At 68.7% G+C, this 21,950-nt stretch carries 14 protein-coding genes; 10 read left to right on the top strand and 4 right to left on the bottom strand.

Going from position 1 to position 21,950, the window contains the following annotated elements:
• Positions 1 to 113 precede the first annotated feature (113 nt).
• Both ACWDR4_RS43885 and ACWDR4_RS43880 read left to right on the top strand, forming a co-directional pair.
• Positions 114 to 1,640 (top strand): glycosyl hydrolase family 28 protein, encoded by a 1,527-nt coding sequence (locus ACWDR4_RS43885; RefSeq protein WP_450417018.1) that lies wholly within the window; start codon positions 114 to 116, stop codon positions 1,638 to 1,640.
• Positions 1,641 to 1,714: 74 nt separating this feature from the next.
• Positions 1,715 to 6,280: a Tat pathway signal protein gene (locus ACWDR4_RS43880; RefSeq protein WP_450417014.1), complete on the top strand. Its 4,566-nt coding sequence runs from the start codon at positions 1,715 to 1,717 to the stop codon at positions 6,278 to 6,280.
• A gap of 259 nt (positions 6,281 to 6,539) precedes the next feature.
• Here the strand turns inward: ACWDR4_RS43880 and ACWDR4_RS43875 are convergent, their stop codons facing one another.
• Both ACWDR4_RS43875 and ACWDR4_RS43870 read right to left on the bottom strand, forming a co-directional pair.
• Complete coding sequence (locus tag ACWDR4_RS43875; RefSeq protein WP_450417012.1) at positions 6,540 to 6,899, bottom strand: hypothetical protein; 360 nt, start codon at positions 6,897 to 6,899, stop codon at positions 6,540 to 6,542.
• Between the two features lie 84 nt (positions 6,900 to 6,983).
• Positions 6,984 to 8,096, bottom strand: a complete 1,113-nt coding sequence (locus ACWDR4_RS43870; protein WP_450417011.1) for a LacI family DNA-binding transcriptional regulator — start codon at positions 8,094 to 8,096, stop codon at positions 6,984 to 6,986.
• A gap of 134 nt (positions 8,097 to 8,230) precedes the next feature.
• On the opposite strand from ACWDR4_RS43870, the gene ACWDR4_RS43865 reads away from it, so the two are divergent.
• Entirely contained in the window at positions 8,231 to 10,417 is a 2,187-nt protein-coding gene (locus tag ACWDR4_RS43865) for an alpha-galactosidase (protein WP_450417009.1), read from the top strand.
• Between the two features lie 110 nt (positions 10,418 to 10,527).
• Here ACWDR4_RS43865 and ACWDR4_RS43860 read toward each other — a convergent pair whose 3' ends face one another.
• Positions 10,528 to 11,541, bottom strand: a complete 1,014-nt coding sequence (locus ACWDR4_RS43860) for a hydroxyacid dehydrogenase (protein ID WP_450417007.1) — start codon at positions 11,539 to 11,541, stop codon at positions 10,528 to 10,530.
• Positions 11,542 to 11,909: 368 nt separating this feature from the next.
• Between ACWDR4_RS43860 and ACWDR4_RS43855 the strand changes: the two genes are divergently transcribed.
• Genes ACWDR4_RS43855 through ACWDR4_RS43830 form a run of 6 tightly spaced genes read left to right on the top strand, consistent with a single transcriptional unit; the run spans position 11,910 to position 20,511 of the window.
• Positions 11,910 to 13,238, top strand: coding sequence for an ABC transporter substrate-binding protein (locus ACWDR4_RS43855; RefSeq protein WP_450417005.1), 1,329 nt, complete (start codon positions 11,910 to 11,912; stop codon positions 13,236 to 13,238).
• Positions 13,239 to 13,298: 60 nt separating this feature from the next.
• Positions 13,299 to 14,252: a carbohydrate ABC transporter permease gene (locus tag ACWDR4_RS43850; protein WP_450417004.1), complete on the top strand. Its 954-nt coding sequence runs from the start codon at positions 13,299 to 13,301 to the stop codon at positions 14,250 to 14,252.
• The gene (locus ACWDR4_RS43845) at positions 14,249 to 15,142 is read left to right on the top strand and encodes a carbohydrate ABC transporter permease (RefSeq protein WP_450417003.1); all 894 of its coding nucleotides are present in this window, start codon (positions 14,249 to 14,251) and stop codon (positions 15,140 to 15,142) included. The genes ACWDR4_RS43850 and ACWDR4_RS43845 overlap by 4 nt, the downstream gene beginning before the upstream one ends.
• A 16-nt stretch (positions 15,143 to 15,158) precedes the next feature.
• On the top strand, positions 15,159 to 18,092 hold the full coding sequence (locus ACWDR4_RS43840; protein WP_450417001.1) for a Tat pathway signal sequence domain protein: 2,934 nt from the start codon (positions 15,159 to 15,161) through the stop codon (positions 18,090 to 18,092).
• A 47-nt stretch (positions 18,093 to 18,139) separates the two neighbouring features.
• Entirely contained in the window at positions 18,140 to 19,717 is a 1,578-nt protein-coding gene (locus ACWDR4_RS43835; RefSeq protein WP_450417016.1) for a glycoside hydrolase family 43 protein, read from the top strand.
• Entirely contained in the window at positions 19,714 to 20,511 is a 798-nt protein-coding gene (locus tag ACWDR4_RS43830) for an alpha/beta fold hydrolase (protein ID WP_450417000.1), read from the top strand. The genes ACWDR4_RS43835 and ACWDR4_RS43830 overlap by 4 nt, the downstream gene beginning before the upstream one ends.
• 65 nt (positions 20,512 to 20,576) lie before the next feature.
• Here the strand turns inward: ACWDR4_RS43830 and ACWDR4_RS43825 are convergent, their stop codons facing one another.
• The gene (locus ACWDR4_RS43825; protein WP_450416998.1) at positions 20,577 to 21,164 is read right to left on the bottom strand and encodes a TetR/AcrR family transcriptional regulator; all 588 of its coding nucleotides are present in this window, start codon (positions 21,162 to 21,164) and stop codon (positions 20,577 to 20,579) included.
• Between the two features lie 65 nt (positions 21,165 to 21,229).
• Between ACWDR4_RS43825 and ACWDR4_RS43820 the strand changes: the two genes are divergently transcribed.
• Entirely contained in the window at positions 21,230 to 21,562 is a 333-nt protein-coding gene (locus tag ACWDR4_RS43820) for an EthD domain-containing protein (RefSeq protein ID WP_450416996.1), read from the top strand.
• The last annotated feature ends 388 nt before the right edge of the window (positions 21,563 to 21,950 follow it).

The following is a 21,950-nucleotide window of genomic DNA, read 5'->3' as shown; positions in this document are numbered from 1 at the left end:
ACCGGACCACCACCTACGCGTATGACGAGGCGGGCAATACGGTCCGTGTCGTACACCCCGACGGCAGCTTCGCCGGCCACACGTACGACGAGTACCTCCGAAAGGAACACCCCGTGGAGATCCCCGCAGTCCGCCTCTCCCGCCGCAACATCCTGTACGCCACCGGCGCCGCCGCCCTCACCGGCCTCGCGGCCGGCCTGACGGGCCCGGCGCAGGCGGCAACCGCCCAGGGCGCCGGTGCCAACCGGTTGGTGACGTACCCCATCCCCGACGGCATCCCCCAGAACGACAGCTTCACCGTGAAGGTGCGGACCCCCGGGGGCAAGTGGCGGTCGGTCGCCACCTATCTCGCGACCTTCAAGGTCATCAACCCGAGATCCGGCACCGACACCATCCACGACTCGTCCATGGCGTACTTCGACTTCTCCGGCACGGTCGAGGTCTCCGTCACATACACCAAGAGCACCGTCAAGTCCGCGAAGGTCCGCCCTCTTTCGTACGGCATCGAGCACGAGGTCCGCCGGGGCAGAACCGTGGTGTTCACCCTGACCGAGCCGCGCAACCTCTCCATCGAGGTCAACGGGGACATCTTCGACAACCTGCAGCTGTTCGCGGGGGCGATCGAGGCCGACCCGCCCGCCGCGGACGACGAAGACGTCATCCACTTCGGCCCCGGCGTGCACACCACCGACGACGGCCTGTTCACCGTGCCCGACGGCAAGACGGTCCACCTGGCCGGCGGCGCCGTCCTCAAGGCCAAGGTGATCTTCGAGAACGTCTCGAACGCCAAGCTGCTCGGCCGCGGCGTGCTCGCCGCGGCCGACCCCAACTGGGGCAGCGTCGCCATCACCGGCGGCGAGAACATCGTGGTCGACGGCGTCACGACGCTGAACGTGCTGGGGAACGTCCTCACCGCCGCCGAGACGAAGAACCTCTCCATCCGCAATATCCGCGGGCTCACCTCGGGGGCCTGGGGCGACGGCATCGACCTGTTCTGCTGCACCGGCGTGGTGATCGACGGCGCCTTCCTGCGGACCTCCGACGACTGCATCGCCGTCTACAACCACCGCTGGGAGTTCTACGGCGACACCAGCGACATCACCGTCAAGAACTGCACCCTGTGGGCGGACGTGGCACACCCGGTCAACATCGGCACCCACGGCAACACCGACAGCCCCGAGACGATCTCGGACCTCACCTTCTCCAACATCGACATCCTCGACCACCGCGAGCCGCAGATCGACTACCAGGGCTGCTTCGCCCTCAACGCCGGCGACAGCAACCTCATCAAGGACGTCCTCCTGGAGGACATCCGGGTGGAGGACATCCGCTGGGGCCAACTGATCAACATGCGGGTGATGTTCAACAAGTCCTACAACACCTCGGTCGGCCGCGGCATCGAGAACATCTACATCAAGAACCTCAGCTACACCGGCACCAACGCCTCCGTCTCCCACCTGGTGGGCTACGGCCCGGACAACGGGATCAAGGACGTGACCTTCGAGAACCTCGTCATCAACGGGCAGTTGGTCTCGGACACCGACGGTCATGCCCGCTGGTACAAGACCGCGGACTTCGTGCCGATGTACGTCAACGAACACGTGACGAACCTGAGGTTCATAGATCCGGTGGTGAGCTGACGCCGCGGACCACCCGCTTCCCCGCCTTCGTCCCACCACCTCGATCTCGTTCCATGCTGAAAGGGAAGTCCGCCATGCCCAGTTCAGATCTCAGCCGTCGCAACTTCGTCCAGATAGCCGGCGTAAGCACCGCCGCTCTCACCGCGAGCAGCTGGTTGTGGCAGTCGGCGCCCGCCGCCTACGCCGCGGAGTCGGCCGGTGCCAGAGCGGCCGGTCTGGTGGACAGACTGGTGTTCGGGGATGAGCAGTCCGAGGACGCCCACGGTCTCTCCACCGACGGCAGCAAGGTCGTCACAGGTGGCAACGATGTCAAGGCCCGGGTCTCCACCGCGCTGGATCCGGTCGGCCCCAGACTCGGCGAACTGCGGTTCACCATGGAGACCGATCCGCGGGCGCAGAACTACCTCACCCTGAAGCTCTGGGGCTCGGACCCCGGGTCGTACAACACCCTCGCCTACCTCAACGGCGAGCAGATCGGCTTCCGTCGGGTCTTCGACTACGGGCCGGTCGCTCTCGGCCTCGTCACGGAGGCCGTCCCGGACCGCTTCTACTACTCCACGCTGATGCTGCCGCTGGAGATGACCACAGGCCGGGAGCAGGTGGAGATCACCCTCCGCGCCTACGAGGGCAGTTACTCGGGCAAGGCCACCCAGGACTCCCGCGGCTACTACAGCGTCTACACCCACACCGCGGCCCAGTTGGATGTCTCGGGTGAGGACCTCACCATCTACCACCCGCCGGCCAGTACCCCGGACGACCTCGGTGACGAAGCCAAGCAGAAGCTGATCGACGGCTTCCGGGCGTCCCAGGTCACCCTGTTCAAGAACCTCTCCGCGCAGGTCGACGCCTCGGCCTCCGCCAAGCTCTCGATCGTCCGGTACGTCGACGACCTGCGCTTCTACTCCCAGGCACTGACCACCGACTGGTGCCCTGCCTCGACGGCCGAGGAGAAGAAGGCCGCCCTGCTGCGGATCTTCAAGTGCGTCGACAACCACGTCAAGGACTACTACGGCAACACCAGGCTGCTGCTGCGCGGTGGCCACCAGGGTGACTGGGGCGGCTACTACGGCGCGCTCGGCGAGGCCCTCTACCTCGCCGAGAACCTCATCGCCGACGACGGCATCTACGGCGCCGGCGCCTTCACCGCGTTCCTGGACGAGGAGTTCACCACCGGTACCCAGGACGGCGACACCTCGCTCAAGGACGTCGACTTCGACGGCGGCAAGCTCACCCGCCGCGCCGCGTGGGGCCGCTGTCTGAAGGCCAACTTCGACTTCGCGCGCTCCCGGCTCTCCCTCATCTACAACCAGGTGCTCTTCACCTACGAAGGCGCCTGGGAGGCCCACGAGGGTCTGCGCGTCATCGGCTCGGCCTTCTACGAGGGCAGGGAACGCAGCCACGCCATTCTCGGCGAGACCCTCGGCTTCGTCCCGTTCCTGGGTGAGGAGGTCCTGGTGGGGCCCGACGGCAAAGATCTGGACCTGTTCCACTCGCTCTTCTACCACGACACCACGGCGCGCTTCACGGACGACTATGTCCAGATCGTGGGCAAGGGCCTGGCGAAGAGCAAGCTCGACGCCGACGGCGAGCTGGTGCGCCGACTGCCCTACGGCAAGCACTACACCGGCATCACGGCAGCAGGCCTCACCCGCGAGAACACCTACGTCGGCAACTACGGCGAGGAAGCCTCCCGCTACCTGGGCGAGTACTACTTCAAGACCTGGGGCCACAAGGGGGACGAGGAACTCAACGACGACATCCTCAAGCTCACCCTGCAGAACTCCCACGCCCGCGGCCACACCCGCTACCCCGCGGCCGACGACACCAACGAGCACCGGCTGATGCGCACCGAGGGCTTCATCGACGAGCGCAACGTCTACGTCCCCGGCATCCCCGGCTACTCCACCCGTATCAACGCCGGCCAGTCGCTCTACCTCGCCGCCATCGAGGCGCACATGGCCGCGCATCCGGACCGGTACACGGGCAGCGAGTGGGATCCGTACTGGGAGTACGCCCGTGAGGCCGTGGGTTTTACCCAGCAACAGCTCGCCGACCGCCAGTACTTCAACCAGTTCAACTACACCACCAACAACTCCAAGGCGGACATGCGGCTGCCCGAGACCTGGGCGTATCTCACGGGCGGGCGCGCGGAGTTCGACCGCTTCGGCACGGTCAAGGCGAAGAAGGTCCTGCCGCAGACCGACTTCGCGGCCTACAGCGCGGCCGAGATCGATGCGCTCGGCGTGAATCCGGCCGACTACGAGCAGTTCGCCTGGGTCGACATCGACAACATGTTCATCTCCATGCGCGACGGGGACACCCGGACCTTCGGCTCGCTGTTCGCCCAGAACCGCGGCGTCGTCGGCAGCGGCAAACTCCATGTGATCACCCCCACGCACGAGCACATCGCGCAGGTGCACACCAACGGACTGTTCCAGTACCGGGACTACTGGGCGCGTACGGACAACATCGACGCGGACTTCATGGAGGACATCAACACCGGCGACAACTGGGCCCCGCAGGCCCTGGCCGGTGAGATCTGCCCGATCGCCTACCAGCCCGGCGTCGGCACCGTCCGCCGCGAGAACTTCGAGGCCGACACCCCCTACTCCGGATACGTCGATTTCCTCACCGCCCGCTACGGCCCCTACCTCTTCGGCATCAACACCACCCGCGAGGCATACGGCAACAAGCGGACGTACCAACTCGCCGTCCCCTCGGGCCACTCGGGCTCCACGATCCTCGACCTGGTCTCTGGCAAGAAGTTGCCGGTCAACGGCGGGAAGGTGACCGTCAAGCCGTTCAGCGCCGTGGTGCTCAAGCTGTCGGAGGGCGCGACCGAGACCCTGCTGCCGTCCATCGTCAAGTACGTGACCGCGCTGCCGGGCGACCGGTACATCGGGGTCGGCTGGACCCCGACCGCGGGAGCCGCGTCGTACACGGTGCGGCGGGCGACGCGCGAGACCGGCGAGTACGAGATCGTCACCAAGGGCGTCAGGAGTCTGTACTGGCGCGACACCAAGGTCACCCAGGGCCGTACGTACTACTACACCGTCACCGCCGTGAACAGTTCCGGCCAGGGCTGGTCCTCGTGGCGTGCCCAGGTCTCGCTCACCGCGCCGGTGTCCCGGGGCCTTGTGGGCACCGGCTGGCGCGACGACCGGATCGGCTCGCAGAAGCGCGGCAGGACCGAGGTCTGCGGTGCCCGCGTCACCATCGCGGGCGGCGACGGCACCGGCCTCGGCGAGGGCGACGACTACAAGGTGTCCGGTCGCGACATCCAGGACTCGCTGCTCTTCGTCAGCCAGGTCCTGGCCGGCACCGGAGTCGTCACGGCCCGCATCGACGACCGCAAGGGCGAGCTGACCGGGCTGATGCTGCGCGACCGGATCGACGACAACACCCGCTACCTGTACTTCGGCGCAGACGCCGACGGCAAGCTCGTCCTGTCCAACCGGGACCGCGACAGCCGGCACGACTGGCAGGACGAAGTGCGCTCGCCGCGCACCGAGAAGATCTCCGACTTCGCCGCCTCGGACTATCCCCACCTGCGGCTGATCCGCGACTACGAGACCCATCGGGTCCTCGCGTTCGCCTCCGGCAACGGCCAGTCCTGGACCTATGTCGGCTCGATGCTCATGCCACTTCCCTACGCCGTGCACGTGGGCCCCGCCGCCACCGGCGACGCCGCCCTCGGCATGGTGAAGGTACGGGGCACGGCGAGCGGCGCACTGCTGCCGTACATCTCCGTCGCCAAGGCCGACCAGGCCACCCTCGCCTGGAACAAGCCCGAGGACGCCACCGGCTTCACCCTCTACCGGACCTCCGACGCCGACATCGCGGCCACCGACCCGCTGAAGAGCCCCACGGGCTGGGACAAGGTCCTCACCGACACCCGGGCCCGTACCTACACCGAGACGGGACTGCGCCACGGCAAGCGCTGGTTCAAGCTGGCCGCCTCGCTTGCGGACGGAGGCAACCGGGTCAGTGAGGACGCCGTCGTGGCGGTCGCCGAGACGCTGCCCCAGGTGCTCGCGCGGGCAGGCGAGACCGACCCGGCCGACTGGACCAAGAAGAGCTACGCCGCCTTCACCGCGGAACTCGCCCGTATCAAGGAGGCGGGCGAGCACTCCGGCGCGGACCAGGACGCGCTGATCGACGAGGTGTACGCCGCGTACGACCTGCTGGTGTCCCTCGACACGCTCCTGGTGAAGTTCGAGGTCACCCAGGCGATGGTGGAGGCGTCCACGATCACGTGGCCGGGCACCGGCACCAAGGCCTCCAACGGCTGGCTGGCCTTCGACGGCGACACCACCACGGCCACCGACGCCCTCGACGCCGTGAGCTGGATCGACATCGACGCGGGCGTCGCGGGTCCGATCACCATCGACAAGATCCGCTTCTACCCGCGCGCGAACATTCCGGCCCGGGCCAACGGCACGGTCTTCCGCGGCTCGGACGACGGCGGGGCCACCTGGACGGACCTCCACACCATCAGCGGTGTGAGTGCCGCCCAGTGGTACGAGGTCAAACTCGACCAGCACGCCGCGTACCCGAGGATCCGTGTCTACGACGACCACGGAGGCTACTCCAACCTCGCCGAGATCGAGTTCTGGTACTACCTCCCCGACGAGGCGTAGCCCTCACGGTCCGACCCTGAACATGACGGTGGGGAGAACGAGGCCGGGCCTGCCCTGGGCAAGGGGCAGGCCCAGCCGTTCGCCAGAGGCACGGCCGGTCAGACCCGATGGCCGTCCTCACCGCCGGTCGCCTGGACATGGACAGCCCCGCCGTCTCCTACCAGGGCCCGTCCGGCACTTCAGGCCCTGGAAGCGCGGGGCACGGCGCGCAGGTGGCCAGAGCCACCTCTCGTCCCCTGCGCGCGTCAGCCCTGTACGGTCACTGCCGCGAGCCGCTGTGGCGGCGGCGCAGTGTGATGAGCCCGCCGACGATGGCCAGGACGCCGGTGCCCGCGATGACGGCGACATCCCCTGCCCCGGTGGCCGCTGGGTCGCCGCTGCCGCCCTGCGCTCGGGTGCCGCGGTCGGCCGGTGAGGCGGATGCGGACGCGGCGGCGCCGGCCGAGGAAGCCGAGGAGACAGAGGAGGGCCCCTCCTCGGCGGCAGCGGACGGCGCCTTCGTCGCCGTCGCCGTGTCCCCCGCGTCCCGGGTGAAGGTCAGGGTGCCGAAGCCCAGGTGGTCGAAGCCACCGCCGCTGCCGTAGTCACCGCCGCCGCCTTCGGGGCGGACCTTGGCCACCTCGGCGGACAGCCAATGATCAGAGGAGCGAAGCCTCGCCGCCGCGCGGGTCGTCGCGGTCCGTCCGGCCGACGCCGGTTCCGCTCACGGCATCCGACGTACGGACTGACGGATGACCAGCTGTGTACTGAGCACCACGTGGTTGTCCCCGGCGAGCCGCTCCCCACGCCCCAGCGCCAGGCGTACGGCGGTGCGTCCCAGTTCCTCGTACGGCACCCGGACCGTGGTGAGGGACGGCGTCAGGTCGGCGGCGAAGGGCACGTCGTCGAAGCCGACGACCGACACATCGCCGGGGGCATCCAGCCCGGCCTCGCGCAGGGCGGCGAGCGCTCCGACTGCCACCATGTCGGTTCCCGCGAAGACGGCTGTGAAGTCCAGGCCGGCGCGCAGGACGTCCCGGGTCCGCTGATAGCCCGAGACGCGGGTGTACGAACCCGAGAGGTCCAGTTCCTCGGCGTACGGCACGTCGTGGGCCCGCAGTGCTTGGCGGTAGCCGGCTCGACGTTCCTCGGAGCTGCTCTGCAGGGGCTCGCCGCCGAGGAAGAGGATGCGCCGGTGGCCCGCCGTGAGCAGATGGTCGGCGGCCTGGAAGGCACCTCCCTTGTTGTCGTAGTGCACCACCGTGACCGGCAGCCCTTCGGGCAGCGGCGGGCGGCCGCACAGCACCAGCCTGGACCCGGCCGCGTCCAGGGCTGTGGCGTACCGGGCCATGCGCCGGTGATAGGCATCGCCCGGTACCGCTCCGCCGACGAGGACCACGGCTGCCGCGTGCTGCTCGCGCATGAGCTGCACCAGGTCGTCCTCGCGGTCCGAGTCCCCGTGGGTCGCGCAGACCAGGCTCAGCCTGCCGTGGGTGGCCGCCTCCTGCTCCACTCCGGCGGCGACATGGGCGAGCGAGGGGCCGGTGATGTCCTGGATGACCAGCCCTATGGGGCCCGCGACCCGGCCGGACAGCGCCTTGGCATGGACGTTCACGACGTAGTGCAGTGACTCGACCGCCGCCATGACGCGGGCCCGGGTGTCCTCGGAGACCGGATAGTTCCCGGCCAGGGCACGGGAAACGGTTGCTACGGACACGCCCGCCTTCACGGCGACGTCTCGGATCGTGCTGGGCTTGTCCAGACCTGTACCACCACGCCGACGCCTGCCGCTGCCGGTTCCAGAACTCGTCGCGCGAGCCCCGGTCTCCTGATCCATCACAACTCGACGTTACTGCATCGGAAGCCCCTTGAAGTGGCGTGCGACGAGAACTACCGTCCCTCGGGGGTAACCGTTTTCCCTTACCTTCCTCCCTTTGTCCTGCTCACAGTCGGAGTGCATCACCGATGTCCATGGCCCATCTTCGCTGGGGAACCGACGCGTTGTCCCTGCTCATCTCTCTCGACCCGGCGGGCCCGGTGCGCCTCCTGGCGGCAGGCGAGGCCCCCTCGCTGCCCGACCCCGCACGCGAACCGGAGCGGTGGGCACGGCTCGCGCACCGGGCGCTGCCACTGGTCGAGATCCAGAGCACGGACGGCGGCCGTCTCGGTACCTCCGGCAAGCGCCACGTGGACGGGACAATCTCGCGTGGCCTGCGCCACACCGGCCACGACGAGGACCGCACCGCCGGGGTACGCACCTTGCGTGTGCGCATGGCCGATGAGGACAGCGGGCTGCGGGCCACCGCGGTCTACACCCTCCGCGAGGACGCTCCCGTACTGCACAGCGAGGTGACGGTCGAGAACCGCGGCGATCGGGCGATCGCTCTGGAGTACGTCTCCTCCTTCACTGTGTCCAACCTGGCCCGGCATCTGCCCGACAGCGAACGCTGGGAGGACGGCCTGTCGCTCTGGCTCGCCGCCAACCCCTGGAGCGGCGAGTTCCGCTGGTCGCGGGCCACCCTCGCCGAGCGCGGACTGTACGACGTCGGGATGGTCCCGTATGGCCAGACCGGCTCGAAGAACCGCATCGCCGTGACCAGCACCGGCTCCTGGTCCTCCTCCGAGTACCTGCCGATGGGCTGTCTGGAGGAGACCGCGTCCGGTCGTGCCCTGCTGTGGCAGATCGAGCACAACGGCTCCTGGCACGCCGAACTCGCGGACCGCTTGGACGACGTGTACCTGACGCTGTCCGGTCCGACCGACCGCGAACACCAGTGGCGCCGGAGTCTCGCGCCGGGTGGGTCCTTCCGCACTGTCCCGGTCACGGTCGCCCTCGTTCCCGAAGGCGGCTTCGAGGCCGCGCTCGCGGCACTCACCACTCACCGCCGCGCCACCCGCCGGACGCATCCGGACCACGAGCAACTCCCCATCGTCTTCAACGACTTCATGAACAGCCTGATGGGCGAGCCCAGCACCAAGGCCCTGCTCCCCCTGGTCGACGCGGCGGCGGCAGCGGGCGCCGAGTACTTCTGTATCGACGCCGGCTGGTACGACACGGAACCGCCCGGCACCGTCGGCCCCGGCGGGGTCCCCGGCTGGTGGGACTCGGTGGGCGAGTGGCAGGAGTCGGCGACCCGATTCCCCGGCGGGCTCGGTGAGGTCCTGGACCGTATCCGCGAGGCAGGCATGGTCCCGGGGCTGTGGCTGGAGCCCGAGGTGGTCGGCGTGCGCAGCCCGGTGGCCGCCTCGCTCCCCGACGAGGCCTTCTTCCGTCGAGGCGGTGTACGCGTCACGGAGTGGGGCCGTCATCAGCTGGACCTGCGGCACCCGGCGGCCCGGGCCCATCTGGACTCGGTCGTGGACCGCCTGGTGCGCGACTACGGCGTCGGCTACCTGAAACTCGACTACAACATCGATATAGGCGCGGGCACCGACGGCCCGGACGGTACCGACAGTCCCGGCGACGGCCTGCTCGGCCACAACCGCGCCCATCTCGACTGGCTCGACGGCGTCCTGGACCGCCATCCCGGCCTGGTCCTGGAGAGCTGCGCGGCGGGCGGCAGCCGCACCGACCACGCGGTCCTGTCCCGGCTGCCCGTGCACTCCGTGACCGACCAGCAGGACTTCCGGCTGCTGCCCGCCATCGCCGCCGCCGCTCCCACCGCGGTCACTCCGGAGCAGGGCGCGATCTGGGCGTACCCGCTGCCGGAGCACACCCACGCCGAGCTGGGCATGGTGATGGTGTCGGCGCTGCTCGGTCGCGTCCATCTCAGCGGTCGGCCCGACCTCTTGACGACCGATCAGATGGCCGTCGTATGCGAGGCGTTGGCCACGTACAAGACCTACCGCCGCCTCCTGCCGACCGCCCGCCCGCGCTGGCCGCTGGGCCTGCCAGGCTGGCGCGACGGCTGGCTGGCCCTCGCGCTCACCACACGGGACGGCATGACCCTGCTGGCTCTGTGGCGCCGCGACGGCGCCCCGGCGACCGTGCACGTCCCGCTGCCCTGGGCCGACTCAGGCGACCGCCCGCGGGTGTTGTTCGAGGCGGGAGTGCGGGCGACGCTCGACTGGGACGAGGGCGGGCGCGCTCTGCGTGTGGGCCTGCCGATGGAGCGTTCCGCCGTGCTGATCGCTCTGGAACCCGCGGCCCGGTCCTGACGGTCGGCGGGCGGAGCAGCCGCCTGGGGTGGGGCCCGACAGCCTGCGGCGAGTCGGGCCCTCGGGTGGCAGCGCGGCGCCACCCGCGGCCGGTCCGAACGGGACCGGCCTCAAGCGCTCTTCACGAGGTCGGCCCGCGAGACCGCGTGAACGGGCTGGTGTCCCGCGACGAGGCGTTCCAGCTCGTCGACCACCGTGCGGCCGAGGCGTTCCAGTTCGTTGCCGAGCGACCCTGCGATGTGCGGCGTCAGGAACACGTTGGGCAGCCGGTACAGGGGGGACTCCGCGGGGAGCGGTTCGGGTTCGGTGACGTCGAGCACCGCGCTGATCCGGCCGCTGACCAGTTCGTCGGTGAGTGCCTCGGGATCGACGAGCGCGCCCCGTGACGTGTTGATGAGCACGCCGCCGTCCGGGATCAGCGCGAGTCTCGCGCGGTCGAGCATCCGGTACGTCTCCGGGATGTCGGGGGCGTGCAGGCTGACGATGTCGCTGGTCCGGATCAGCTCGTCGAGCGGCAGGGGCACGACGCCCAGCGCGGCGGCCTCGGCGTCGTCCACGTACGGGTCGTACAGCGTGAGCGAGAGATCGAGGGGGCGCAGCAGTTCCAGGACCCGTCTGCCGACTCTGGACGCGCCGATGACCCCGACCCGCCGGCCGAGGTTGCCGATCGGCCCGTGATCGCCGGGCGCCGGGTACACGCGCTCGGCCCGGAAGCGTTCCCGCAGGCCGAAGGCGTCCTTGCCGACGAACAGGATCGCGGCGAGCGTGTACTCGGCAACCGGCAGTGCGTTGGCCCGCACCGCGCTGGACACGGAGATGTCGCGTTCCCAGACCGCGTCGCCGAGCAGGCCGCGCACGCTGCCGGCCGCGTGCAGGACGGCCCGCAGCCGGGGCGCCGCGGCCAGCACGTCGGCGCCGATGTGCGGACAGCCCCAGCCAGTGATCAGAATCTCCGTGTCGGCGAGCGCGCGTGCCGCCTCCGGATCGGCGAAGTCCCGTACGGCCAGCGCGGGATCGACGTGTGCCAGGTCCTGGAGCCGGGCCATCAGCCGAGGCGGGAACAGCTCGGGCAGGTGCACCGGGTTCATGACGAACAGGGCGCGCGGCAGCTGGGACGAGGGCATGGAACTCCCGCTTCGGTGTAGAGAGGGAAGGAGTGGAATCGCATGGTAACCGTATTCAGGCTACTGACGAGATTGTCGGCAGGTCAACGGATACCGCAGCACCGTCAACCCGCTGCCCTTGATCCGCCCACAGCTCACCCAAATCTCCCAGCTGGGAAAAACACCAGGTCAGCGTCTCTTTTTCGTATTCTCCAGGCAAGATTGGTGAAACACACAGGTTCCCGCCTCTTGTCTGCCAACCCCTCCGGGCCCTACGGTCCCACAGCAAACGGTTACCGAATCATTTCCGGCAGCCTTCCTTTCCCTCGCCTGAGCCGACCGCGCCGTCCCCCCATCGCAGCGCTGTCCCGTCCTTCCCTGGAGGACCCGTGAGCACCATCCGCACGAGAGCATTCGCCGGCGCTGCCGCCGCCTTCTCTCTGTCCCTCGTCCTGGCCGCCTGTTCCAGCGGTGGCGACTCGGACGCCGCCGCCGAGCCCAGCACCGAGGGCAAGGTGAGCCTGGAGTTCTGGAGCTGGACCGAGGGCATCGAGGCCCAGGTCAAGGTCTGGAACAAGGAACACCCCGAGACCCGGATCACGTTCGTCAACGCGGCCGGCGACACCGTCTACCAGAAGCTCAGGGCAGCGGTGACCTCGGGCAACGCCCCCTGCCTGTCCAAGATGGACGGGATGAACCTGGCGAACTTCGCCGCCGACGGACTGCTCACCGACATCACCAAGATCGCCGCCCAGTACAAGGCCGCCTACACCACGCCGGCCTGGAACTCCGTGAGCCCCGGCGGCGCCACCTACGGCATCCCCACCGGCTCCTCACCGCTGTTCACCGCCTATCGCGCGGACCTGTTCGAGAAGTACGGCATCGAGGCGCCCAAGACCTGGGACGACCTGATCGCGGCGGGCAAGGCGGTGCAGAAGAAGGACAAGGACGTCAAGATCTTCAACATGGCGGGCGAGGACCCGAGCACGCTGGTCGACCTGTCCTGGCAGGCCAATGCCCAGTGGTACAAGGTTGACGGCGATCACTGGGTCATCGACTTCACCTCGCCCGAGGCGCTCAAGGCGGGCGACATCGTGCAGGAGCTCGTCGACAACAACCTCGCCTCGAACGCCTCGTACGCCGACCCGGGTGTCTTCAAGACCTGGGACCTCGGCAAGACGATCCTGATGACCACGTCCACCTGGCAGTTGCCGATCTACGACACCAACTTCCCCAAGTCCAAGGGCAAGTGGCAGCTCGCGGACGCTCCCCTGTTCGACACCGCCAAGCCTCAGACCTCCAGCAACTTCGACGTGACGGCCGTACTGAAGGGCTGCAAGTACCCGGACCGCGCCGCGGAGTTCGCGGCCTGGCTGTCCAGCAGCAAGGAGTCCCTGACCACGCTCACCGACCCCGCGTCCAAGTCCGGCCTCTTCCCCGCGGTCAACGACGTCTCCCCGTACGTCGACAAGATCATCCCGACCGAGATGTTCAACGGGGAGTCCGACAGCGCGAACGTGATCACCACGGCCGCCTCCCGGGTCGGCGACCAGTGGCAGTACGGGCCCAACTACGCCTCCATGTACTCCGAGATGCAGAAGCAGTGGGGCAAGGTCATCAAGAAGGAGCTCACGGTCAAGGACATGTTGACGCACCTGCAGAAGTGGACGCTCGCCGACCTCAAGGACAAGGGCGTCAACGCCGTCGCGGGCAGCTGACCCCGGCCCACGCACACGCCCGACAGACAGACAGTCCGAGCACCTGACTTGGAGACTTCCGTGTCCACCCTGACGCGCCCACCCGAGGGCGCCGCCAAATCCGCGGCCCGGCGGACTTCCCCCCGCCGGGCGGGGACGCGGGGAGCCTACAAGGGCGTTCTCTTCACCCTGCCGTTCCTCGTGGGGTTCCTGTTCACCTACGTCCTGCCGATCGCGTACGCCTTCAACCAGAGCCTGCGCGAGAAGAAGAGCAGCGGCATCGGCTTCGGCCCGACCAAGGTCGTCTTCACGGGTTTGTCCAACTTCGCGACGATCCTGTCCGACGGCGCGTTCTGGTCGAGCATGCTGCGCACGCTCCTCTTCGGGGCCGCGCAGATCACCGTCATGCTGGGGATCTCGCTACTACTGGCGCTGCTCCTCGACGGTGTCGCGGCCCGGGCGGTCCGCTTCTTCCGTGCGGGGCTGCTCATCCCGTACGTCATCCCGAGCGTGGTCTCGACGCTCATGTGGCTGTTCCTCTACAGCCCGACGGCCAGCCCCATCCTCGACCTGGCCGACCGGGCGGGCGCGCATCTCTCGCTCTTCGGCGGTCTCAACACGTATCTCTCGCTGGGCAATCTGCTCACCTGGCAGGGCATCGGCTTCAACATGATCCTGATCTCCGCCTCGCTGCAGGCTCTGCCCCGCGAGCTGTACGAGGCGGCGCGGATCGACGGGGCCCGCGAGTGGCGGATCGCGTGGTCGATCAAGGTGCCGAACATCACCGGGATCCTGGTGCTGACCGGCATGTTCTCGCTGATCGGCCGGCTCCAGCTCTTCGCCGAGCCACTGCTGCTGAGGTATGTGGCGCCGGAGTCCATCAGTACCGACTTCACGCCGATGATGGAGATTTTCGACAAGGCGTTCAAGACCGGCAACTACCAGTACGCCGCCGCCGAGTCGCTGGTCCTCGCCGTCGTCACCGGCATCCTCGCCTTCGTCTTCTACCGCGTCACGAACAGGAAGATGTCATGAGCAGCGCCGCCACCAAGGCCGTGCCCGCCACCGCTGCGTCAGGGGGCGGGGTGCGCCCCACCCGCGGGGCGATGGCCCTCACCACCGGACTGCTGATCGTCTTCCTGCTGTACTCGATCGCGCCCACCTGGTTCCTCCTGGTGTCCTCGACCAAGAACCAGACCGACCTGTACTCCACGTTCGGCCTGTGGTTCTCCTCCAACCACTTCGCCGACAACTTCACCGCGATCTGGGACTACCACGACGGCGTCTTCGGACGCTGGATCGGCAACTCCGTCCTCTACTCCACCGTCGGCGCGGCCGGCTCCACCTTCATCTCGCTCGCCGCCGGCTACGGCATCTCGAAGTTCGGCTTCCGGGGCCGGGGCGCGATGTTCGCGGTCATCGTCGGCGCCTCGCTGCTACCGAGCACGCTGCTCGCGTTCCCGCTGTATCTCGTCTTCTCGGAGATCGGGCTCACCAACACCATCTGGGCCGTGCTGATCCCGTACTTCATCAACCCGTTCGGGGTCTACCTCGGCAAGGTGTACGCCGACACGTCCGTGCCCAACGAGCTGATGGAGGCGGCCCGGATCGACGGGGCCAGTGAGACGCGGATCTTCTTCTCGATCGCGCTGAATCTCATGCGCACCGGCGGCGTCACGATCTTCATGCTCGACTTCATCAACATCTGGAACAACTTCTTCCTCCCCCTGTTCATGCTCAACGGCGAGCGCACCTTCCCCGTCACCCTGGGCCTCTTCTCCTGGGTGCAGCAGGCACAGTCCTCCCGCGACATGAACACGCTGGTCCTCACCGGTTCCCTGCTGTCGATCATCCCGTTGGCGATCTTCATGTTCGCGCTCCAGAAGTACTGGCGCAGCGGAATCCTCATGGGCAGCCTCAAGTAGCAAAGGACTCCCGCTCGTGTCCCACGCACCCAGACGCCGGGAAGTGCTCAAGTACGCCGGGACGGCCGGTGCGGGCGTGACCGGCCTCGGCTGGGCAGCGGCCCCGCAGGCCGTCGCCGCGCCGCCCGGGGGCGCCGCCGAACGGCGCGGCCACACCCCGCTGGACATCGTGGTGTTCGGCGACGCGGACTCCGAGACGGCCCACGACCTCACCGCGGCTCTCTCCGACACAGTGACCGGCGGTCTCGGCCAGAGCGCCCGCGTCCTCAATCCGTCCGACCCGGCGTCCTATTGGGGCGGCACCCTGAAGTTCGACGTCAGGGTCTGCCCGACCGGCACCACCTATGTGACGATCCGGCTGTGGGGCGACGACCACGACGACAGCTCCGAAGAGGCCGGGTTCGGCTCCAGGATGTGGCGCCTCCAGCTCTTCTGCGAGGGCAAGCAGGTCGGCCACCAGGACCAGGGCGCCGTCGACAGCCTCGACATCCTCGACACCGCGCCGCGCACCCCGGGCCGCTTCTTCTTCCACACGATTCCCCTGCCGGAGCGGATGACCGCCGGCAGGAGGAAGGTGTCACTGGAAATCCGCGCGATGGGCCGCATCTGGCCGTACGGCCAGAACCAGGCCCAGCTCTACTACAACATGACCACGCCCTCGCGCGGCATCTACCGCCTCTACACCCACACCGACCCGTACTTCGTACCGCCGAAGGGCGAGGTCCAGGGCCCGGCCCCGCAGCCGAAGTCCCGCACCGGCGGCGAGGAGGTCATGGACGCCGTCAAGACGCGGGTGCAGAACGACCAGAAGAACTACCTCACCGCCGCGACCCCCGCGACCATGGACGGCTGGGCGATGCAGTCCCTCGCCGAGGGCTATCTGTGGTCCGGCAGCCCGGCGTACCAGCAGGACGCCGCACTGGACCGGGTCCTGCAGGCGATCGACGGCCGCTATCTGGCCTGGAAGTCCGACAGCACGGTGCTCACGGGCTCCGACCAGCAGTGGCAGGGCTTCGGCCGCGTCGGTCTCGTACTGGCCCTGCTCTGGGAGCACTTGGGCGACGACCGGCTCGGCGAGCAGGTCACAGGCTCCCCGTACGGCATCGCCAACCCCGGCTTCGAGTCGGGCGCCGACAGGCCCACGTCCTGGGAGGCTCCCGGCTGGGCGTCCGGCGGGGGCGGCACGTACGCCCGCGACACGACCGTCGCCCGCACCGGATCCGCCTCCCTCAGGCTCCAGGCCGCCACCACGGGCGGTTACAGCTACGTCTGCTCCGCTCCCAAGACTCGTGTGGGTGCGGGCACTTACACATACGGCACGTGGATCAGGACCGACGGCATCACCGGCCTCGGCGCCCACATCGACCCGCTGTTCTTCGACGCGAGCGGCAATCTGATCGGCAGCGACCACAAGAAGTACGCGAGTACGGGCACCCACGACTGGGAGTACGTCTCGATCGACCTGGAGATCCCGGCCGGTGCCACCCAGATGGAGATGCATCTGCGGCTGAGCGGCCCGGGCACCGCCTGGTTCGATGACGTCACGCTCGTCTCGCCCGCCGGCACCGACACCCCCGTACCGCCGGTGCGCCGGGACGCGTACATCGACATGCTCCGGTCGAGCCGCGACTACTGGCGTCAGCACTTCCCGCACTACAGCAACCAGTCGCAGATCTGCGCCATCGGCCTCTATCAGACCAACCGCGGACTCGGCCTGCTCGCCCCGGAGTCGGCCCTGCCGGAGGACAAGGCCCGCGACTACATGTACCAGTCGATCGGGATCAAGCCCTACCTCGGTCCGGAGGACGCGGAGGGCAACCCGACCAAGCCGCTGGGCGAGAGCTACTACCAGGTGACGAAGACGGGCCTGACCCGCGAACTCGGCTACGTCGGCAACTACGGCGAGGTCATGGACTGGCTCGTGATGATGTACGAGTCCGTCACGCGCGGACACGGCGGCCAGGAGGCGCCCGAACTACGCGAACAGATGGTCAAGATGACCAAAGCGCGCGGCAGCTTCCGGATCCTGGACGTCGACGGGGACAACTGCCGGATCTCCCGCATCGAGACCGTCATCGGCTGGCGTAACGAGGTCTACCCCGGCGAGCCCGCGTACGCCTCCCGGACCGCCTGGGACTCCAACCCCCTGATGACGGCCGCCGTCTTCAAGGACCCCGACATCGTCGGCTGGACCCAGGAGATGGTGGCGGACGGCCAGCTGTACCCCCAGCTCAACCTCCAGGCCACCCACACCTGGACCCGCGTCGGCCTCAACGCCCTGCGTCTGGTCTCCCGCGACTGGGACGCCTTCCAGTCCCTCGCCGCCCGCCCCGCCAGCATCCCGACCGACTGGGACCGGCCGGACTTCGTCGTCACGGACGAGGACAACGGCTGCGTCGCCGTCAAGAACGGCAGGGAACTCCTCTTCGCGTCCCTGTACTGGCGGGCCCGCCAGGGCGTCAACGACTACGCCCGCGTCCACCACGTCACACCCACCGACCAACGCTCGGCCACCATCCGCCGGCACACCGCGGGCACGACCGACGACACCTTCACGGTCCGCGACTGGATCCTGTGGGACTACGCCATCAACGACCCCGGCGCCGCCCACATCCCGCCCGGCGGATTCCCCCCGCCCGGCGACACCCTCCACCAGTCCCAGGAGGGCGACGTCTGCCACCTCGCCCCCATCCCCGCCGACGTCCCCGACCCCGCCCTCGGCGTCCACTTCGACGGCGTCGAGACCATGCTCGTCGGCCGCGCCCCCTTCTACCTCTGTGTCTACGGCGACTACCTCATCGCCATGAACACCAGCACCGACAAGGCCTTCACCCTGCCCGCCCGGCAGGACTTCGGACCGGCCCGCGATCTCGCGACCGGCAGGACCGTCGGCGCCGGCCACCGGCCTAGGCTCGGACCGCTCAGCAGCCTCGTGCTGTACCGCGGTTGATTCGTCGCGTCCGTTCTCCCACCGAGTGAAAGTTCGTTGTGATCCCGTTGATTCAGAACCCCGTGTTGCGTGGCTTCGAACCCGACCCGGTGATCCTGCGGGTCGGCGACGACCACTACATCGCCACGTCGACCTTCGAGTGGTACCCGGGTGTACGGCTCCACCACTCCCGGGACCTGGTCAACTGGCAAGCGCTGGGCGGGATCCTGGACAGCAAGCGGCTCCTGGACCTGACCGGCGTCCCCGACTCGGGAGGCATCTGGGCGCCCGGACTGTCGCACGCCGACGGGCTGTTCCACCTGGTCTTCACCGTCGTGGACACCTACGCCGAGGGCTGGAAGGACCTGCCCAACTACGTGACCACGGCACCCTCCGTCGAGGGACCGTGGTCCGACCCGGTGCCGCTGCACGGCCGCGGCTTCGACGTATCGCTCTTCCACGACGAGGACGGGCGGAGCTGGCTGCTCAACATGCGGTTCGACTGGCGGCCGGGGCATGAGTCGTTCGCCGGGATCGAGCTCCAGGAATACGACCGCAAGACCCAGCAGCTGCTCGGTGAGCCCCGCACGATCTCCGTGGGCACCGCTGCGGGAGTCGCCGAAGGTCCGCACCTGTACCAACGGGACGGCTGGTACTACCTCGTGCACGCCGAGGGCGGCACCGGTTACGAACACGGCGCGGCCGTCGCCCGTTCCCCCGACCTCTTCGGCCCGTACGAACCAGACCCGTCCGGACCGCTTCTGACGTCCCGTCACGATCCTTCGCTGGTACTGCAGAAGGCCGGGCACTGCTCGTTGGTCGAGACGTCGGCCGGCGAGTGGTACGCCGCCCATATCGTCGCCCGCCCCTACAGCGAGCGGGGCCGCTGCGTGCTCGGCCGGGAGACCGCGCTGCAACCGGTGACCTGGACCGAGGACGGCTGGCCGCGCATCGCGGGCGGTGTCCCGGCCGTCACTGTGCCCGCGCCCGGCCTGCCACCGGCTCCGTTGCAACGGGAGCCGGCCACCGACCGCTTCGACGTGCTCGGGCCCCAGTGGTCGACGCTGCGCCGTCCCGCGACCCCGGACTGGGCCGACCCGGCCCCCGGGCGCCTGCGGATCCACGGCGGCCAGTCCCCCGCCGGCCGCCGCACCCCCAGCCTCGTCGCCCGCCGCGTCACCGCACAGCACTGCACCTTAGAGACGGAACTGACCTTCGATCCCCGCACCCCGGACCACCTGGCCGGCGTCGCCGCCTACTACAACACCCGCAACTGGCACTATCTGTACGTGACGGCGAACGACAACGGCAGCCCTCTGCTCACGGCCCTGAGCTGCGCGGCCGGACACCTCACGGCACACCCGGTCGAGATCCCGCTCGAGCCCGCGCGCCCGATCGTCCTGCGGACCGAACTCGACGGACCGGTCCTGCGCCTCTCGTACGACACCGGCGGCGGCCTCCGCACCCTGTCGCTCGAACTCGACGCCACCGTCCTCTCGGACGAACACGCCGACGAGTTCCACGACGGACAGCTACGGGTCCTCGGCTTCACCGGCGCCCTGCTGGGGCTGTGGGTGCAGGACCTCGACGGCGCGGGTGTGTTCGCCGACTTCGCGTACGCCACCTACCGGGAGAACCACCAGTGAAGGACCTGGACCGCATCCGACTCTTCCGCACCGATCTCGGTCCGGCCGCCGCGCCCGCCCTGCTCCTGGTGCACGGCTGGGGCGGCGACGGGAGGGAATGGTCGCGGCACGCCGAGGAACTGGCCGGAACGTTCCACGTCATCGTCCCCGACCTGCGCGGACACGGGCGCTCCGAGGTACCGCAGGACGGCAACACCCCGATCGAGATGGCCGACGACCTCGCCGCTCTGATCGACGCCCTCGGCACCGGACCCGTGGTCGCCGTCGGGCACTCCATGGGCGGCCAAGTGGTCAACCTCCTCGCCGTCCGCCATCCGGACACCGTACGGTCGGTCGTCTCGCTCGACCCGGCCCACGGCGCCCACGGAGCCGAGGTCGACGGAATTCCCGGCCGGCTGGCCGAGTACCGGGCGAACGGCGCCCGCGCGGCGGCCGCCTTCGTGGCCGGAGCCTTCGCACCGGATGCCCCGGCCGGACTGCGCACGGCCCACGTCCGGACCATGCTCGGCACACCGGACCACGTCATCGCCCAGTCGTACGCGGGCATGTACACGGACCCCGGCGCCGTCGGCATTCGCCCGCACAGCGAGCAGTACCTACGTCGGCGCCGCCAGCCCGCGCTGACGGTGTGGACGTCCGAGGAAGCGGCGGCATGGGAACGCGGCACCCTGCATGTGCCCGGCTCCCGGGTGGACCACTGGGCGGGCACCGGTCACTATCTCCACGAGGAGCGGCCGGCGCACACGATCCGGCTCCTCAAGGACTGGGCGATGGAGACCTTCCGCGCACTGTGAGTGCTGGTGACCGCGATCCCGGTGATGGTCACCTGCACACGCGACCTGCTCGACGCGCCGAACACCTACGGAACAGTGCGACTGTCCGCGTTGATTCTTTTGGTCACCAACGCTTGAATCAGTCGGCGATTCGCTTCCTGCGCGGTCATTCCCCAGTCCCACTCCTTCTTGTGGAGCCGCAGGGAGACGACACCGTGCCATGCCGACCACAGCAGGAGTGCGGAGGCGAAGGGTGCGTCCGGGTCGACGAGCCGCGCGAGTTCGACGATGCGCGCCTGGAGTCGGGGGCCATGCGCGGCTCTGGTCTCCGGCAGTGCGTCACCGCTCTCGAACAGGAGCTGGTACGCGCCCGGGTGGGCCGCGCCCCAGGCGATGTAGGCGTCGCCGGCGACGACCAGGTGATCGTCAACGTCGTCCGTGGCATTGAGGGCCGACTCGACCGCTTCGACCAGCGAGGCGTATTCGGCGTCGAGCACCGCGGAGCGCAGGTCCGCCTCGGAGGGGAAGTGCCAGTACACGGCCGAGGGGGCCACCCCGCAGGCCCGGGCGATCGAGCGCAGCGACGGAACGGCCACCGCCTGGGGCTCCGCCAGCATGCCGATTGCGGCGGCCACGAGTTCGGAGCGCAGGTCGCGGTTGTCTGCCTTGGTCACTGATTCATTGAACACCTGTTCATGGTAACTTGCAATGAACAGGTGTTCAGGAAGGTGATGGCGACATGCTGAGGCTGATGACGGTGATCAGGAAGCGTCCCGAGATCTCCACGGAGGACTTCCGCCGGTTCATGGAACTGGAGTACGGACCGACCTATGTGGCGCTTCCCCAGGTCAAGGAGTACGTCCAGTACTACCTGACCGATCTCGCGACGGACAGGGAGGAGGAGCCGATCGACGCGATCGTGCGGATCGGCTTCGAGTCGGAGCAGGAGATGCGCGAGGCCCTCGCGACCGAGGAATACCGGAAAGCGCACGAACTGCGGACGGCCTACATGCGGGAGACGTCCGTCGGGATTCATTCGGCCGTTCTGGACCGCAGGGTGCAGTTGGTCTAGGAAGCGTTGCGGCCGTGCTGGTCACAGCCACTCATGGAGGGCCGCGACCAGCACGGCCGCTTCGTAGCGCACGGCCAACTTGTCGCATCTCATGACCACGGCCGGTGTCGTTCCAGCCGGTTGATCCCGCGTTCCACGGCGTGGCGCGCTTGGTAGTCGTCCTCGTCGAACTTCGGCGGGCGGCCACTCTGCGAGCCGAGCTCCTTGCGGTTGCGGACCGTCATACCCGACCCGGCCGCAGGCCAGGAACGCAGGTTCTCGACGCTGCGGAGGCGACGAGTCGACGTACATGAAGTCAAGGTGGCAGACACCCTGAGGAGACGTATTGCCCATTCCGACAGCGATCAGAAATCAATCACTGTCCAATCGGACAATGTGCTGCACCAGT

This window comes from Streptomyces sp. NPDC000878 (genome assembly GCF_053599695.1).
This window is presented reverse-complemented; position numbering and strand designations above follow the sequence as displayed.

Excerpts from the sequence above, each read along its gene's own strand:
- ACWDR4_RS43860 (WP_450417007.1), bottom strand. The coding sequence starts at position 11,541 with ATGCCCTCGTCCCAGCTGCCGCGCGCCCTGTTCGTCATGAACCCGGTG.
- ACWDR4_RS43820 (WP_450416996.1), top strand. The coding sequence starts at position 21,230 with ATGCTGAGGCTGATGACGGTGATCAGGAAGCGTCCCGAGATCTCCACG.
- ACWDR4_RS43865 (WP_450417009.1), top strand. The coding sequence starts at position 8,231 with ATGGCCCATCTTCGCTGGGGAACCGACGCGTTGTCCCTGCTCATCTCT.
- ACWDR4_RS43870 (WP_450417011.1), bottom strand. The coding sequence starts at position 8,096 with ATGGATCAGGAGACCGGGGCTCGCGCGACGAGTTCTGGAACCGGCAGC.
- ACWDR4_RS43880 (WP_450417014.1), top strand. The coding sequence starts at position 1,715 with ATGCCCAGTTCAGATCTCAGCCGTCGCAACTTCGTCCAGATAGCCGGC.
- ACWDR4_RS43845 (WP_450417003.1), top strand. The coding sequence starts at position 14,249 with ATGAGCAGCGCCGCCACCAAGGCCGTGCCCGCCACCGCTGCGTCAGGG.